The sequence below is a fragment of the Roseateles koreensis genome (assembly GCF_028595305.1).
Taxonomy (GTDB): Bacteria; Pseudomonadota; Gammaproteobacteria; order Burkholderiales; family Burkholderiaceae_C; genus Paucibacter_A; species Paucibacter_A koreensis.
In genome coordinates, this window is sequence record NZ_JAQQXS010000005.1 from 155,095 (window position 1) to 169,052 (window position 13,958).

Genomic DNA, 13,958 nt, shown 5'->3' on the forward strand with positions numbered 1-13,958 from the left:
TCCAGCCTGGACCTGATATGAAATTGCTATTCGTTGCCGACCCGATCGAGACCTTCAAGACTTACAAGGACAGCACCTTTGCGATGATGCGCGAGGCCGCGCGCCGTGGCCACGAGATCTGGGCCTGCGAGGTGTCGGACCTGGTGTGGCGCTCGGGCGGCCACGTGGTGGCGCGGCAGGCGCGGGCGCTCGTGTTGACGGGGCATGCCACCGATTGGTTCAACGTGACCGTCACGCAGGAGTTGGCGCTGAAAGACACGGGTGCCATCATCATGCGCAAAGATCCGCCGTTCGACAGTGAGTATTTCTACGCCACCCACTTGCTGGGCCAGGCGGAGCGTGAGGGCGCGCGCGTGTTCAACAAGCCAGCCGCCTTGCGCGACCACCCTGAAAAACTCGCGCTGATGGAGTTTCCGGAGTTTTGCGCGCCCACCTTGGTGACGCGCTCGCCGGCTGTGATCCGCGCCTTTCATGCCGAGCACCGGGACATCATTCTCAAGCCGCTCGATGGCATGGGCGGCATGGGGATTTTTCGTGTCGGTGCTGACGGCCTGAACCTGGGCGCCATCATCGAGACGCTCAATAAAGACGGCCGTGAAACCGTCATGGTGCAGCGTTACTTGCCGGAAATCGCCCAGGGCGACAAGCGCGTGCTGGTGATTGGTGGCGAGGTGGTGCCGTACTGTCTGGCGCGCATCCCGCAGGGTGGCGAGGTGCGCGGCAATTTGGCTGCGGGTGGCAAGGGCGTGGCGCAGCCCATCAGCGAGCGCGACCGTGAAATCGCGCAGGCCCTGGGCCCACGTCTGGCTGCACGCGGCCTCTTGCTGGTGGGCTTGGACGTGATTGGCGGTAGCCTCACCGAGATCAATGTGACCAGCCCGACCTGCTTCCAGGAAATTACCGACCAGACCGGCTTCGATGTGGCCAAGATGTTCATCGATGCGCTGGAGCGCGCGCTGGCAGGATGAAGACAGGCTCTCTGCTCCGGGCCAGCCCGATCGGCCAAAGGCTCAAAGCCTATCAACTCAACGGCCTGAGCGTGGCGGTGGGCGTGAGCCTGGTGCAGGCGGCGTTCAGTGCGGTCTTTGGCTTGCCGGTGGGGCTCGCCGCCGTGGGGGGGGGCGTGTTTGCCAGCCTGCCCGACGTGCCCAACCCGCCGTACCGCGTGTGGCGGCGGGTGATCCCGGCGGTGTTACTCGCCACGCTGGTGACCTTGGCCGTGGGCTTGCTACGGTCCTCCGCAGTCGGCATGACGACCTTGATCGCGGTGATTGCCTTCGGCACCTTGATGGCGATGGCTTGGGGCGCGCGGGCCGGGCCTTTGTCTTTCACTGGGGTGCTGTCCTTGGTGTTTGCCATGGCTTGGCAGGCGCCGGCGGGCCCGCAGGAGGCGTTCACGCATGCTGGTTGGGTGCTGGCCGGGGCGCTGAGCTATTCATTGTGGGCGCGCTTCAGTGCGGTGCTGCTGCGGCGGCGCTACCGTGAACTTGCGGTGGCGGCTGCGTTGCGCGCCTGCGTGCAGCGCTTGCGTTCGCGGGCGGAGCGCATCCGTGGCGGGTTGTCGCTGGAGGACGCAGGTATTCGCGCCTCGATCGCCGACGACGTGGTGCTGGCCGAGGCGCTGCAGGCCGCGCGCGACCAGGTGTTTGCGGCGCAGCCTTCGGTGCACAGCCGGCGGCAGATCGATCTGGTGCTGGGCCTGATCGAGTTGCGCGACCTCTTGCTGGCCAGTCGGCTCGATCTGCATCTCTTGGGCGACGACGACGCGGCCTTGGCCTGGCGCATGGCACTCGCAGCCACCTTGCTGCCCCTGGCGGAAACGCTGGAGCAATTGGCAAAATTTGTGGAGCAGGGCGCGCCCTTGCCCGAGGTGTCGGTGCCGCAGTGGCGCGCGCAACTCATCACCCGCCTGGAGGCGGTGCCCGCGCCGGCGCATGACCCTCGGCGCCATCTGGTTGATGCACTGCAAAGCCGCATCGGCCACATGTTCGACGACATCGCCGCCATGGTGGCGCGCTGCCAGGGGCCCGATCGAGAGAACGCCTGGACCCGTGAGCAGCTGCAGCCCTTTGTGTCGCCTGAGGGTTGGCCGCTGGCCGCGCTCAAGCCGCACCTCACGCTGCAGTCCGGCGTGATGCGTCATGCGTTGCGGGGCACGTTAGCCTTGTCGCTGGCCTATGTGCTGGGCCTGATGTTGCCCTGGGCAGCCCACCCGCATTGGTTGGTGCTGAGCGTGGCGGTGGTGTTGCGGGGCAACCTGGAGCAGACCCTGGCGCGCCGCAACGACCGCATCATCGGTACCGTGATGGGCTGTTTGCTGGTGCTCGCCTTGGCGCATTTGCCCTCGCACGGACTGCTGAGTCTGGTCTTCGTGCTGGCGGTGGGCGTGGCGCATGCCTATGTGAATCAACGCTACCGGGTGGCGGCTACTGCGGCCACTTTGATGGCGCTGCTGCAGCCCTTGATGTTGCACGCGGGCACACGGCCGGCCGTGGCCGAGCGTTTGGCCGACACCGTCATCGGCGCACTGCTGGCCTGGGCATTTTGTTTTGTGCTGCCGGCGTGGGAGCGGCGCAGCCTCGGCCGCGTGTGCGCGCAATTGCGGGCGGCCTTGGCCCGCCATGCCGGCAATGTGTTGTGCTGGGCGCCCAATCCTGAGCAACAAATCGCACAGCGCCTGAGCCGCCAGCAAGCCTACACGGCCCTGGCCGCTCTGGCCGCAGCGGCACAGCGCACCCGTGTCGAGCCGCGCGAGGTGCGGCTGCCCGAGCGTGAGCTGGAGGCGGTGCTGAGCCATGGCTACCGGTTGATGGCGCTGTTGGGGGCGCAGCAGCAATTGCTGAACCGCCGGCGTGAGCGCCTGGATGCCGGGCAGGCGCCGGCCGCTCTGGCCACCAGCCTGGCCGCGCTGCAAGGCACCTTGAAGCGCGAGGTGAGTGGCCCCCTGAGTGGCGCCGCCTCGTCGACCTATCGCCCTGCGGCGTATGCCGGAGAAATCATCGGTGCCGGTTTTGAGTTGGACCGCGAAGATGCCAGCGATGCCGCGTCGACGGAGGTCTGGCCGCTTCACCTGAGCCAGCAGGATTTGAGCCCTTGGTTGCTGCGTCGCCTGGCGCTGTGCGAGCGTGAGGCGGCTGCGCTCACTGCGTCCATGCAGGTGCTGCTGGGCGCACAAGCTGGGGCCGGCACAACGGCGGCTTGAGTTGCGGCCTCAGCATTCAGCGCGGCTGCGTATATGCTGGGCCAAGCTTAGATTGAAGAAAGCCCGCCATGTTTGAAACGCTCTCCACTCACCGCAGTTTTGGTGGCCACCAGCGCCTTTGCCGGCATGATTCGGCTGAAATCGGCCTGCCCATGCGCTTTGCGCTTTTTGTGCCACCCGAGCCCCGGGCCTTGCTTGTGTTTCTCGCCGGGCTGACCTGCACCGAGGAGACCTTCACCATGAAGGCCGGCGCACAGCGCGTGGCCGCCGAATTGGGCTTGGCCCTGCTGATGCCTGACACCAGCCCGCGCGGCGCCCAGGTGCCCGGTGAGGCGGCGGCGTGGGACTTTGGCGTGGGGGCGGGTTTTTACCTCGACGCGACGCAGCCGCCCTGGGCGCAGCACTGGCGCATGGAGAGCTATATCACGCAAGAGTTGCTGCCTTTGGTGCGGGCCGATTTGCAGTTGCCGGCTGACCGCGTGGGCATTTCAGGCCATTCGATGGGCGGCCACGGAGCACTCACCCTGGCCTTGCGGCATCCGCAGTTGTTCCGCTCGGTTTCAGCGTTCGCTCCCATCGCAGCGCCCAGCCGCTGCGCCTGGGGGCAGAAGGCTTTTACCGGCTATCTGGGCCGCATGCAAACGGATTGGGCGGCACATGACGCGAGCGCGTTGATGGCGCAGCAGGCCAGGGCACCGTTCCCGCAGGGCATCCTGATCGACCAGGGCCTGGCGGACCAATTTCTGCTCGACATGCAATTGCAGCCCGAGGTGTTCGAGGCCGCCTGCAAGCAGGCGGGGCAGCCCCTGAACCTGCGCTGGCAAGCCGGCTACGACCATGGCTACTACTTCATCACCAGCTTCATCGAAGATCATCTGCGCCATCATGCGGCGCAATTGACGCATGAGTGATACCGCGTTGCGCGAGTTGCGGCGCCTGCCCGCGGGCGTCTGGGTGCTGGGCTTTGTGAGCTTGTTGATGGATATTTCCTCCGAAATGATCCACAGCCTGCTGCCGCTTTTCATGGTGACGGTGTTGCACGCCAGTACCCTGACGGTGGGCCTGATTGAGGGTGCTGCGGAGGCTACCGGGTTGATCGTCAAGGTCTTCTCCGGCGTCTTGAGCGACTACCTCGGTCGCCGCAAAGCGCTGGTGGTCACCGGGTATGTGCTGGGTGCCTTGAGCAAACCCTTGTTCGCGCTGGCGCCAGGCCTGGGACTGCTATTGACGGCGCGCCTGACCGACCGTATCGGCAAAGGCATTCGGGACGCGCCGCGCGATGCTTTGGTGGCCGATCTGGCGCCGCCCGCCATTCGCGGTGCGGCCTTTGGACTGCGTCAATCGCTGGACACGGTGGGTGCGTTCGTTGGCCCGTTGCTGGCGGTGGGGCTGATGTTGCTGTGGGCCAATGATTTTCGCGCCATCTTTTGGGTGGCCTTGTTGCCGGGCGCCTTGGCTGTGGCGTTGCTGGTGGTGGGTATTCAAGAGCCCCCGCGGGTCGTGGCGCCTGGTGAAGTGCGGGTGAATCCGATCCGGCGAGAAAGCTTGCGCCGCCTGGGGGCGAATTATTGGTGGGTGGTGATGATTGCCGCGCTGTTCACCTTGGCTCGGTTCAGCGAGGCATTTTTGGTACTGCGCGCCCGGCAGGTGGGGGTGCCCTTGGCGCTGGTGCCGCTGGTGATGGTGGCCATGAGCTTGGTGTACGCACTGGCGGCTTACCCGTTTGGCAAATGGTCTGACCGGGTTAGCAAGCCGCGACTGTTGGCCGCCGGTCTGCTGGTTTTGATTGCCGCCGATCTGGTGCTGGCCCGGGCCTCGCATTGGAGCCATATGCTGGGCGGCGTGGCACTTTGGGGTTTGCACATGGGCATGACGCAAGGCCTGTTGGCCACCATGGTCGCTGACACCGCGCCCAGTGATTTGCGCGGTACGGCCTACGGGTTTTTCAACCTGCTCAGCGGCGTGGCTTTGTTGTTGGCCAGCGGCGCCGCGGGATGGCTGTGGGACCGGCACGGGCCGGCCAGCACCTTTGGTGCGGGCGCCCTGTTCTGCGTACTGAGCCTGACCGTACTGGCTTTGCGTTATGGCCGCCGCCCTGGCACCAGGCGGCATGGAGCCTGAGAACAGTCAATCACGGTAAATCGAGCGCTTACTTGGGCGCTTCCGTGACCTGGTAGACCTGCTTGAGCAGATCGGCACCGATGCGTGAGGCCATTTCCTGGTGCACCGGCAACAGCTTTTTGCGCCAGACCTCGCGCTCAGCCGGCGTGAGGTCAATCACCTGGACCTTGGGGTTGGCTTTCAGCGCGGCCAATGCGTCCTTGTTTTCCTGGGCCACGAGTTGTTCTTCATACTCGGTGGCTTGCGCCACGGCCTTGTTCAGCACGGCCTGGACATCGGGCGGCAACCCGTCCCAGAACTTCTTGTTCGCGATCAGCGCATAGCCCGTGTGGGTGTGTTGGGTCAGCGTGATGAACTTCTGCACCTCATAGTATTTTTGCGAGGTGTAGCTGGAGAGAATGTTCTCCGTGCCGTCGACCACGCCCGACTGCAGGGCCTGATACACCTCCGAGAAGGGCATGGTCTGCGGCAAGGCGCCCATGGTGCGCAGTGAGGCTTCCAACACCTTGGAGGAGGGGATGCGCATCTTCAAACCCTTCAGATCATCGGGTTTGCGCAAGGGCTTGTTGGCCGAGAAGACGTGAAAGCCGCCACTCCAGTAGGCCAGCCCTTTGATGCCTTTGCTGCCCAGGGAGGCCAACAAATCCTGGCCGATCTTGCCCTGCGTGAGTTGCTGGAATTGCGCTTCTGTCTGAAAAATATAGGGCAGATCGAACATCTCAAACGACTTCGCACCCAGCGGCCCGAATTTGGACAACGAGGGCGCGAGCATCTGCACTGAGCCGATCTGCAGCGCCTCCAGTTCTTCCTTGTCTTTGTATAGCTGGCTGTTCGGGTACACCTCCACCTTCACCTGGCCATGCGAGCCTTCTTCGGCCAGTTGTTTGAATCGCAAGGCCGCCCGCCCCTTGGGCGTGTCGGGGGTGACGACATGGCTGAGCTTGATGACGATCGGCGCCTGCGCCTGGGCATTTGGTATGCCTGTAAATAGGGTGAGTGCGGCGACGGTGGCGGATGTGAACGCGCCAACGCGCAGGGTGAAGGTCGGTTGTGGCATGAGTGGGGTGCTCAAAATACGAGATCAAGGTGGGGACGCAACAGCCCCAAGATGGTAACGCTGCCCCCACCGTTTTTCAGCGCTTCATCAGTCCTCAGCCTTTAGCCCATGGCCGCACCGACACCCGGCAGCGCGTCCGCGGGCGTTGTTGCGGCTTGCTCCGCCGCGGGGAGGTTGCGTGTGACCCGCTCCAACTCGCTGAAGGCTTCGCCCACCAGTGCCATCAGGCGCGGCGCATCCGACACCTGGTTGTGGTCGGCGAACAGGCTGACCTGGATTTGCCCCGCGTAAGACATCAGCGCAAAGCCCACGCCCATGGTGCCGGCCTGCGGCACCCAGCAGGCCACGCGCGACAGGCGTGCACCCGCCAGATAGCGGGGTTGCGGCGGGCCTTCCACATTGGTCAGCACCACCGAGCCCTTGGAGGTGAAAATCTTCAGCAGCAGGCTTTGCAGTACGCGCGGCAAAAAGCCCGTCAGCGTCAGGAAAAACATGGTGGCATGCGGCTGGTGCGACGCCTTGATCGCACGCATGTGCCGGCTGGTCTGGCGCAGTTGCTCGCAGGGGTCGGGCTCGGTGCTGGCCAAGTTCACCGCCACCAGGCCGAAGTGATTGCCCAGCAAGAAAGCGTCGCCCTTGTTGCGCAGATTGAAGGTGACAGCGCCCCGCACGGCGCGCTTGTCCACGTCTTCACCTTGTTCCTGTAGGTAACGCCTTAGCGCATTGGACACGGCAGCCACCCACACATCGTTGATGGTGGCATTCATGCGCTTGGCCACGCTGCGCACCTGGGCAAGATCCAGCGGCGGCAGGATCAGCAGCGACTTCTCTTTCGTCAGCGGGCGCTTGAGTTGCGTGTGCAGGTCGGGGCGCAAAAAGGTCAGTCGAGCCAGTTGCGCGGTGATCTTGCTCCAAAACAGGACGCGGTGCGCCTTTTTGCACAAAGGGTTGACACTGGCCCGGCAGTGGCGGGGGTGCCCCTCCAGCGCCGGCGCGAAACCGTGGTCGCTGCTGTCGTCGGTGAGGTGCTTGAGCACGTGGACCAGGCCTTCGCCATCGGTGATGCAGTGATGCAGGCGGAACACGATCGCATACCCGTTGCCCTGATGCTGCACCACCTGCATATGCCAGAGTGGGCGGTCGTGGGGCAAGGCGTCCAGGGCCTGCCCGGTGAAGTGCTGCTGCAATTCTGTGTCGGTGAAATGTCCGTCCAGCACCGTCAGCTCAACATGCCGGCGGATGTCGAAGCGTTCGTCTGTCACCCAGCAAGGCGCGCCCCAGCGCTTGCTGACGATCTGGGTGAAGCGCGGGTAATTGGGCAGCCGATGCTCGATGGTGGCGCGCAAGCCTTCAAAGTCCAGCACTCCGTCGAACATCAGCACGCTGTTGATCACCATGAGATTCCTGGCGGCGTCCATGCGAAACCAGGAATAGTCTCGGCGCGTCATGGCGGTTGGGCTGGGATGGATCATGGCGGGCACCTTGGGTCGGGAATATCGGCCACGCCATGATGCGCAGGAGTCCCCGCTTCGCGCTGACTTTGCGAGCCAAGTTCTTGGGTTTGCGTACCCTCCATTTGATCGGGAGGGAGAACCCCAGGGCGTTTTGTGGCGCCAAAACCCCTGGATTTGTGGGGAGGGGAGGAGTAGCCCCAATTGCCTAGCGCAGGCGCCTGCCGTGTGTTGCATGCCTAGGTTTGACACTCACCTGGCCATCTGGCGGGAAGTTTCTGGTGGCCTGTTTTTCGTACAGGCCCCGCGTCGGGGACAATCGCGGTCTATGGCAGTCCTATCCATCTCCAATGCCCATCTCGCTTACGGCCACGTTGCCTTGCTGGATGGCGCCAATTTCTCACTCGAAACGGGTGAGCGTGTCGGCCTGATTGGCCGCAACGGTACCGGCAAATCGTCGTTGCTGAAAATCCTCGCCCAGATCGATAAACTCGACGACGGGCTTTTGCAGTTGCAGCAAGGACTCACCAGTGTTTACGTGCCTCAGGAGCCCGCCTTGCGGCCCGAGGCGAGCATCTTCGATGTGGTCAGCGAAGGCGTGGCGGAAGCCAAGGCCCTGCGCGAGCGCTATGAGCGCTATGACCCCGAGGACGATCTGGAGTGGGTGCAGGAGCGCATCGAGCACATCGGTGGCTGGACCTGGGAGCAGCGCGTTGATGAAACCCTGCAACGCCTGAATCTGGACGGCTCGCGCATCGTGGGTTCGCTCTCCGGTGGCTTGAAAAAGCGCGTGGCGCTGGCCCGCGCTCTGGTGGCCCAACCTGATGTGTTGTTGCTGGACGAGCCCACCAACCACTTGGACCTCGACGCCATTACTTGGCTGGAAGAGTTGCTCAATAACTTCAAGGGCAGCCTGCTGCTGATCACCCACGATCGCAGCTTTTTGGACAACGTGACCAACCGCATCGTCGAGTTGGATCGCGGCCAATTGCGGGGCTACCCCGGCAACTTTGCCGCCTTCACTGCCGCCAAGGCTTATGAGTTGGAAAATGAGGCGCTGTTCAATGCGCGCTTCGACAAGATTCTGGCGCAGGAAGAAATCTGGATCCGCAAAGGCGTGGAGGCTCGCCGCACGCGCAGCGTGGCCCGCATCCAGCGCCTGGAAACCATGCGTCTGGCCCATGCCGCACGCCGCGATGTGCAAGGCAAGGTCAAGCTGGACATCGACACCGGCGGCGCCAGCGGCAAGATCGTGGCGGAGCTGGATTCGGTCAGCAAGAGCTTTGGTGGCCGCACCATCGTGCGCGACTTCACCGCAACCATCCTTCGGGGCGACAAGGTCGGCCTGGTGGGGGCCAACGGCGCCGGCAAGACGACGCTGTTGAAAATGATCCTCGGCCAGTTGGCGCCCGACAGCGGCACCGTGCAGATGGGCAGCAAGATCAATGTGGCCTATTTCGACCAGATGCGCGATGTGCTGGATCTCGACGCTACCTTGGCCGACACCATCAGCCCGGGCAGCGAGTGGATTGAAATTGGCAGCCAGCGCAAACATGTCAAGAGCTATCTGGGCGACTTCTTGTTCTCGCCCGCGCGTGCCAATTCACCGGTGAAGAGCCTCTCCGGCGGCGAGCGCAACCGCCTGCTGCTGGCCCGTTTGTTCGCCCGCCCGGCCAACGTGCTGGTGTTGGACGAGCCGACTAACGACCTCGACATTGAAACCCTGGAGCTGCTCGAAGAACTGCTGGCAGACTACGACGGCACTGTGTTTTTGGTGAGTCACGATCGGCGCTTCCTGGACAACGTCGTCACCTCCACCATCGTCAACGAGGGCGATGGGCGCTGGCGCGAGTACGAAGGCGGCGTGCAGGACTGGCTGGTGCAGAGCAAGCGGGCTGCGGCCTTGAAGGCCAAGCAGGAAGCCTCGGCACCGGCCTCCGCTGCTGCTGCTGCGCCCGCTCCGGCAGCCGCGCCTGTGGTATCCCCCGACGCCCTGGTGGTGAGCAAGCCGCGCAAGCTCAGCTACAAAGAGCAGCGCGAGCTGGACGAACTGCCCGCCAAAGTCGCCGCGCTCGAAGCCGAACAGGTGCAGCTGAATGCCTTGCTCAACGGCACCGAGCTCTACACGCAGGGGGCCGCCCGCATTGCCGAGGTGACGGAGCGCGCAGGCCAGCTGGACGACGAATTGCTGGCGCTGATGGAGCGCTGGGAAACGCTCGACGCCAAGTAGAGCCGGCAGGCCCGGGTTCATGCACAAGTACAGGCACAAACCCGGTCACAAACATTGAAAGGAGAAAGAATGGATCTGCAGCAGGAATGGCTGGCGCTACAGAGCAAGTTCGAGGCCTATGAGTTTGTGGCCTGGGCCAACAAGCTGGCTGCGCTGTTGTTGCTCGCGCAGCTGCACCCGGGGCGCTTGGTGCTGGCGCTGGTGGCGGTGTTGTGGCTGCAGGAGGCTGTGCTCAAAACCTTTCAAAGCCGCCTGGGTGCGCGTTTGTTGACGGTGGAGCAAGGCCTGCGCAGGGACGCCCCCGACGCGTATGGCGCTGGGGCCATGCAATTGCACAGCGACTGGCAAGCCGCTCGCCCGGGAACTTTCAAGTTACTGGCTCAGGTGTTGAGCCAGCTTTTGCGTCCGACTGTGGCCTTTTCCTACGTGTTGTTGTTGGGCCTGGGCTGGGTCCGCATGGGCTTGTGGACAGGCGCCTGGTTTTGAGAACTTGCGTCCATTTCCATTTCCATTCCCATTCCCGCTTCCTCAACGGCAGCCGCAGCGGGTGTTAGATTCGCAGGGAGATTTCTCCCAAACCCTCAAACCCGACGTGTAGCGTGTCGCCGGCTTGAATGCCGCCCACGACCAGCCAAGCGCCCGTGGTGACCACGGTGCCTGCCGGAACGGTGGCGCCATGGCGCGTCAGATGGCGCAGCCAGGCGGGCACCAGCCAAGCCGGGGTACCCAGTGGGTGGCTGCCTTGCGCACGCACGGGGGGCGCTTCGTTACGTTGAATCCAGCAGCCGAGTGTTGACCAATCGGGTAGTTTGCCCGGCGTGATGGCCTGCCACGGGCCCAGCGCCAGTGCGCCGTGCGTGAGGCAGTCGGCCTGACGCAACAAGGCTGGTGTGCTGCTACTCTCCTGCCAGCGCGAGGCCACCAATTCGGCGGAAACCGCGAAAGCATCCACGTACTGCAAAGCCTCGGCCGGGTTCAGTGCAGCCGCTTGGGCCGGTGTGACAGGGGTGCCCAGGCGCAGCGCAATTTCGGCCTCCACACACAGGAGGCGCAGCGCCAGGTCTTGAAAGTCTGCCGGGCTGGTGCGTACGCCGGCGGGTGCCAGCGGCGCATGGCTCAAGGCGGCATCTCGTGCCGCGCCACCGCTTTTCCAGTGGCGGACCGGTAGCCGGGTTGGTGTGCCTGCAGAGGCCTCCGTTGCGTCCGGCAGTGGGTGCCAGGCCAACTGTTCGCTGAGTGCCTCCTGCACGGCGTAGGCGGTCGCCTCGTCAGGTACGGCAGTTTGCCATTCGGGGGCTCGCAGCGCCTGCGATGTGCCCCAGGTCCGGGCCAGCGCGGCGGCCAGGGCCAGGTGAGCGGCCAGGGGCTTGGGGTCTTGCGTCATGCTTGAGAAGCGCCGCAGCAAGCGGTGCGTGGGTTGGCGGTAGCCGCATCCTACGCAAAACTTGCGTGCTCATTGGGGGCGATCTTCTTTGCCGCTCACTTCATCGTGAAATTGACGGCGATCCCGTCCACGGTCTGGTTGACCTTGACGTCCAGCAGCGAGATGTTGCCTGCCGAGTCCACCGTGAAGTCGAGTTGGGTGGTTCCGATCTGCTGCTTCAGTGCATTGAATTCTGTGTCGATGATGGACACAAGCGCTGTATCAGCGCTGGAGCCTGCCGACACGACATAGGTCTCCACGCTGTTGCCTGTGGCGGTGGCCATGCTGGCATCGGTGTAGCAGGACTCGCTCAGGATCTGCCCCGTGGCACCCACCGTTGCGGTGTCTGCAGGTGGCGTGTAGCTGGTCACCACGCAGTAGCTGCCGCTGGCGGATGAACCCAGTGGTTTGCCGGTGCTGGCGTCTTGGTAATAGTTGCTCAAGTTTGAGAGTGGCGTGACGGTGCCGTTGATCGTCAATGACCCCGCAAGCGTCGCCGAGCCTTGCAGGGCCGCTTGGCCATTGAAGGTGGTGCTCACTGTGGCAGACGCCACTGTCATTGTGGCGGTGCCGGTGAAGCCGAGCGATTGCCCGTTGTATGTGGCAGTGCCGACGATGTTTGATGTCTTTTGGAGATTGCCGCCACGCGCCTGCTTGGCCGCTGCAGAGAGTGCAAAGGCCTTAGCGCTTGGCGTGTCGCTGTTGGACGAACCACCTCCGCAGGCGCTGAGTGCTAGCGCGGCACCGGCGATACAGGCGGTGTAGGCCGCACGCCGGCCGGTGCTGGCAAATTTTTTCTGGCGAATCAGTTGCATTGGAATCAGTCCGTGTTGGGGTTTGCTCATGCCTATTTTCTCGATTCAATGAACCTCGTGGCGTATCGCCAACCCGTCAAGTTAGGGGTATTTTCAGGTGCTTTGTACCTGTTGCTGTAACCACCTTTCCGCCGTCAATGCCGCCCGCTTTTATCTCGACGAAATTGCGCCAGGAGCTTCCAGAACTGCGCGTCTTGCGAGGTTGCAAAATTGATGCGCATCAAGGTGCTGGCACGCCGCGTTGGGCTGAACAAGGCGCCTGGCGCGATCAACCAGTTTTGGTCCATCATGCGCTGGGCCAGCCGTTCGGTGTCCATGCCGGTGTCGATCCAGCCGAACAGGCCGGCCGCGGGCGTCACGGCTTGGCAGCCCGCGCTGACGGCCAGCCGCAAACTGCGCTGCCGCGCTGCGTCGAGGTGGCTCATCACCCGCTCGGCATGCCGGCGCAGCAGGCCTTTTTCAAGGCAGTGCGCCACAGCACGCTCCGGCACGGGGCTGGTGGTGAGGGTGCTGATCAGTTTGAGTTCGGTCAACCGGGCGATCCGCTCGGAGTTGGCTGCGACATAACCGACCCGCCAAGCGGGCGTCAAAATCTTCGAAAAGCCCGACACATAGACGGTGCGGCGCAGGCCGTCCAAGGCTGACAGCCGAGGCATGTGGGTGGGGGCAAGAAAGGCGTAGGTGTCGTCTTCAACGATCAAAAAATTGCCCTGCTCAGCCATGCGCAGCAATTGGTAGGCATTGGCCAGGGACAGACTGTTGCCGGTGGGGTTGTGCAGGACCGAGACCGTCACATAGAGCTTGGGCGCGTGCTGTGCCACTAGTTGCGCCATCACCGCCAAGTCGGGCCCGTCCGCGCCGCGCGGCACGGGCAGCAAACGCATGCCGGCCTGGCTCAGGCGGGCAAATTCAATCGCCCAGCCCGGGTCGTCCACCAAGACGGCATCACCGGGTTGGAGCAGGCTGCGGGTCAACAAGTCCAGGGCATGCGTGGCGCCAACCGTGGTGACGATCTGCTCGGGCGCGGCATTGAGCCCGATGTCGCTCAGGCGTTGGGCCAGGGCGACGCGCAGGCGTGCGTCGCCGGCTGGTTCACCATAGTGCAGGGCCAGTTGGGCGCTGGCGTCTCCTTCGCTCAGCACCTTGCGCATGGCGGTGTGGATCATGGGCAGGTCCAGCCACTCGGCGGGCAGGGTGCCCAGGCCGGGTGCGCGCTTGGCATCGGCCTGGAACATGCCGCGGATCAGGGCGCTGGCATCCACCGGTGTGTGACGTACCGGCGCGGCGTTGATTGGCGTACGGGCGGGGGTGGGCATCGATTCACGCACGAAGAAGCCCCGCTGCTTGCGGGCCTCCAGCAAGCCCTGGGCCAGCAACTGGTCGTAGGCGGCCACCACCGTGTAGGGGCTGACGTTGTGATGGCGCGCGCACTCGCGTACTGAGGGTAGGCGTTGGCCGGGCAGAAGCAGTCTTTGCTGAATGCGTTCTGCATAACGGGCCGCCAGCTGTTTCGCCAGTGGGGTGCTCGCTTCACGGGAGAGCGCGGGGGTGCTTGTGTTGGTGGGCATACCAATACAGACGTTGAGTTTGTGTTGTTGAGTGTATTGGTTCTGTATCAGTGATGTCGATAGACTGGGCCGGCAATCTGCCCAATTTGCC

At 63.9% G+C, this 13,958-nt stretch carries 11 protein-coding genes; 6 read left to right on the forward strand and 5 right to left on the reverse strand.

The features are described 5' to 3' along the window. Nucleotides 1–17 precede the first annotated feature (17 nt). From gshB to PRZ01_RS07045, 4 genes are all read left to right on the forward strand, one after another. Nucleotides 18–968: a glutathione synthase gene (gene gshB, locus PRZ01_RS07030; RefSeq protein WP_273596061.1), complete on the forward strand. Its 951-nt coding sequence runs from the start codon at nucleotides 18–20 to the stop codon at nucleotides 966–968. Further along, on the forward strand, nucleotides 965–3,202 hold the full coding sequence (locus PRZ01_RS07035; RefSeq protein WP_273596062.1) for an FUSC family protein: 2,238 nt from the start codon (nucleotides 965–967) through the stop codon (nucleotides 3,200–3,202). The genes gshB and PRZ01_RS07035 overlap by 4 nt, the downstream gene beginning before the upstream one ends. A 68-nt stretch (nucleotides 3,203–3,270) precedes the next feature. Beyond that, the gene (fghA, locus tag PRZ01_RS07040; protein ID WP_273596063.1) at nucleotides 3,271–4,113 is read left to right on the forward strand and encodes an S-formylglutathione hydrolase; all 843 of its coding nucleotides are present in this window, start codon (nucleotides 3,271–3,273) and stop codon (nucleotides 4,111–4,113) included. After that, on the forward strand, nucleotides 4,106–5,323 hold the full coding sequence (locus tag PRZ01_RS07045) for an MFS transporter (RefSeq protein ID WP_273596064.1): 1,218 nt from the start codon (nucleotides 4,106–4,108) through the stop codon (nucleotides 5,321–5,323). The genes fghA and PRZ01_RS07045 overlap by 8 nt, the downstream gene beginning before the upstream one ends. Nucleotides 5,324–5,351: 28 nt before the next feature. Here the strand turns inward: PRZ01_RS07045 and PRZ01_RS07050 are convergent, their stop codons facing one another. After that, on the reverse strand, nucleotides 5,352–6,380 hold the full coding sequence (locus PRZ01_RS07050; protein ID WP_273596065.1) for a DctP family TRAP transporter solute-binding subunit: 1,029 nt from the start codon (nucleotides 6,378–6,380) through the stop codon (nucleotides 5,352–5,354). 101 nt (nucleotides 6,381–6,481) lie between these two features. Continuing rightward, nucleotides 6,482–7,852, reverse strand: coding sequence for a WS/DGAT domain-containing protein (locus PRZ01_RS07055; RefSeq protein ID WP_273596066.1), 1,371 nt, complete (start codon nucleotides 7,850–7,852; stop codon nucleotides 6,482–6,484). 307 nt (nucleotides 7,853–8,159) lie between these two features. On the opposite strand from PRZ01_RS07055, the gene PRZ01_RS07060 reads away from it, so the two are divergent. Both PRZ01_RS07060 and PRZ01_RS07065 read left to right on the forward strand, forming a co-directional pair. Next, complete coding sequence (locus tag PRZ01_RS07060; RefSeq protein ID WP_273596067.1) at nucleotides 8,160–10,061, forward strand: ATP-binding cassette domain-containing protein; 1,902 nt, start codon at nucleotides 8,160–8,162, stop codon at nucleotides 10,059–10,061. A gap of 69 nt (nucleotides 10,062–10,130) precedes the next feature. Further along, entirely contained in the window at nucleotides 10,131–10,547 is a 417-nt protein-coding gene (locus PRZ01_RS07065; RefSeq protein WP_273596068.1) for a hypothetical protein, read from the forward strand. A 64-nt stretch (nucleotides 10,548–10,611) separates the two neighbouring features. On the opposite strand, the gene PRZ01_RS07070 is transcribed toward PRZ01_RS07065, so the two are convergent. From PRZ01_RS07070 to PRZ01_RS07080, 3 genes are all read right to left on the reverse strand, one after another. Then, nucleotides 10,612–11,445, reverse strand: a complete 834-nt coding sequence (locus PRZ01_RS07070; RefSeq protein ID WP_273596069.1) for a fumarylacetoacetate hydrolase family protein — start codon at nucleotides 11,443–11,445, stop codon at nucleotides 10,612–10,614. Between the two features lie 95 nt (nucleotides 11,446–11,540). Continuing rightward, nucleotides 11,541–12,329, reverse strand: coding sequence for a hypothetical protein (locus tag PRZ01_RS07075; protein ID WP_273596070.1), 789 nt, complete (start codon nucleotides 12,327–12,329; stop codon nucleotides 11,541–11,543). 104 nt (nucleotides 12,330–12,433) lie between these two features. Continuing rightward, entirely contained in the window at nucleotides 12,434–13,867 is a 1,434-nt protein-coding gene (locus tag PRZ01_RS07080; RefSeq protein WP_273596071.1) for an aminotransferase-like domain-containing protein, read from the reverse strand. Nucleotides 13,868–13,958 lie beyond the last annotated feature (91 nt).

Bases quoted from the DNA above. Each gene is read 5' to 3' on its own strand.
- PRZ01_RS07070 (WP_273596069.1), bottom strand. From the start codon at position 11,445: ATGACGCAAGACCCCAAGCCCCTGGCCGCTCACCTGGCCCTGGCCGCC.
- PRZ01_RS07080 (WP_273596071.1), bottom strand. From the start codon at position 13,867: ATGCCCACCAACACAAGCACCCCCGCGCTCTCCCGTGAAGCGAGCACC.
- PRZ01_RS07045 (WP_273596064.1), top strand. From the start codon at position 4,106: ATGAGTGATACCGCGTTGCGCGAGTTGCGGCGCCTGCCCGCGGGCGTC.
- PRZ01_RS07065 (WP_273596068.1), top strand. From the start codon at position 10,131: ATGGATCTGCAGCAGGAATGGCTGGCGCTACAGAGCAAGTTCGAGGCC.
- PRZ01_RS07060 (WP_273596067.1), top strand. From the start codon at position 8,160: ATGGCAGTCCTATCCATCTCCAATGCCCATCTCGCTTACGGCCACGTT.
- PRZ01_RS07055 (WP_273596066.1), bottom strand. From the start codon at position 7,852: ATGATCCATCCCAGCCCAACCGCCATGACGCGCCGAGACTATTCCTGG.
- fghA (WP_273596063.1), top strand. From the start codon at position 3,271: ATGTTTGAAACGCTCTCCACTCACCGCAGTTTTGGTGGCCACCAGCGC.
- PRZ01_RS07035 (WP_273596062.1), top strand. From the start codon at position 965: ATGAAGACAGGCTCTCTGCTCCGGGCCAGCCCGATCGGCCAAAGGCTC.
- PRZ01_RS07050 (WP_273596065.1), bottom strand. From the start codon at position 6,380: ATGCCACAACCGACCTTCACCCTGCGCGTTGGCGCGTTCACATCCGCC.
- gshB (WP_273596061.1), top strand. From the start codon at position 18: ATGAAATTGCTATTCGTTGCCGACCCGATCGAGACCTTCAAGACTTAC.
- PRZ01_RS07075 (WP_273596070.1), bottom strand. From the start codon at position 12,329: ATGAGCAAACCCCAACACGGACTGATTCCAATGCAACTGATTCGCCAG.